This window comes from Enterococcus cecorum (genome assembly GCF_052119425.1).
GTDB classification, from domain to species: domain Bacteria; phylum Bacillota; class Bacilli; order Lactobacillales; family Enterococcaceae; genus Enterococcus_E; species Enterococcus_E cecorum_C.
The window spans coordinates 1-1,469 of record NZ_JBQKFH010000085.1 but is presented as its reverse complement, the minus strand read 5'-3'; the positions used below and the strand labels follow the sequence as shown (position 1 = coordinate 1,469).

General features: G+C 37.4%; 2 protein-coding genes. Both read right to left on the bottom strand.

Features of this window, described 5'->3' with window-relative positions:
* Positions 1 to 35: 35 nt before the first annotated feature.
* Positions 36 to 890: an IS3 family transposase gene (locus tag ACTQZM_RS11855; protein WP_248622522.1), complete on the bottom strand. Its 855-nt coding sequence runs from the start codon at positions 888 to 890 to the stop codon at positions 36 to 38.
* The coding region (locus tag ACTQZM_RS11850; RefSeq protein WP_248626585.1) for a helix-turn-helix domain-containing protein at positions 854 to 1,469 on the bottom strand (616 nt) is incomplete at its 5' end. The genes ACTQZM_RS11850 and ACTQZM_RS11855, both read right to left, overlap by 37 nt.

Sequence of the window (1,469 nt, the reverse complement as noted above, 5' to 3'; positions counted from 1 at the left end):
TGATATGTACCCAGAATCCTGGACACATATATGAACTAGGCGGAACACAAGGATGCTAACCTGTACTTTGCAGGTGGCATCCATTTTGTTTTTGCCTGAATTCTTTCGTTATTGTAGTAATCTATATATTCTTCGATTGCTTTTTCAAACTCTTCAAATGACCTGTAATCTTTTTCGTAGCCATAGTAAACCTCATTCTTTAATCTCCCAAAGAATGTTTCCATTATGCAGTTATCATAGCAATTTCCCTTTCGGGACATCGACTGTATTATGCCGTGCATTTTAAGTTCATTACGATAATATGCATGTTGATATTGCCATCCTTGATCGGAATGAAAGACAAGCCCATTCAGATTATGGAATTTATCAAATGCCCGTTCAAGCATGCGTTTGACTTGTTCTAAATTAGGGCTTGTTGACAAGTCATATGATATGATTTCATTAGTATTCATATCGAGTATTGGTGATATATAGCACTTTCCCCAAGTAAAGTTGAATTGCGATACATCAGTAGTCCATTTTTGTAGTGGGGCAGTCGTGCTGAAATCTCTATTAATCTTGTTATCTGCAACTTTCCCAACCTCTCCTTTGTATGAATGATACTTTGCCTTAGGTCTTTTTCCCATAAGCCCGGCTTCATGCATCAAACGCTGAACTCTCTTGTGGTTCACTTTATATCCACGATTAACCAGTTCCTGATGGACTCGTCGAACCCCGTATCTGCCCTTATTGGATATGAAAATTTCATTGATTTCGTCCATTATGCTTTTGTTTCTTTCCGCAACAACATCTTTTCTGTTTATCTCAAAGTAATATGTGGATTTAGGCATTTCCATAGCTTTTAGCAAATACTTCAGTCTAAATCCTTGTGAGTGGAGTTCCTTGATAATCGCTGCTTTTTCGCCTTGAGTCGCGCAGCTTCTTTTTCTTCTCTCAAGGCGATCTCTTTTTTTATTACTTCGTTCTCAGCTCTCAGGTATTCTGTTTCAGCTCTTAATCTGATTAACTCCTCGTATTCGCTCTCATTAAGTTCTGGTGGATTTTTGGTTCCTATCTTTTTCATATCCGGACTCTTTGCTTTACGACCTTTCTTTTTGTTGATAAGTCCATTATATCCGAAAATCTTATATTTACGAACCCATTGATATAGTTGCCCGTTACTAATTCCTGCACTTATTGCGATGCTCTTAATAGATTCTCCGGCTATTACTTTAGCAACAAGATCTAACTTTTCTTCTGCAGACCATTTCTTGTTTGAATTCTTGTGTTTTAATGCTTCAGTACCATTGGCCTCTTCGATGCGTATCCAAATGCGAATATATCTCCTAAATTGCTCTTCGGAAATACCTTTAGGAACATCAGGTAAAATACCTTTACGATACATTTCCACACATTTTCTTTTGTACTCATAGCTGTAGCGCATAAAAATACCCTCCTTACTGTTTGTCCAGTAAAGAGGGTACATATCA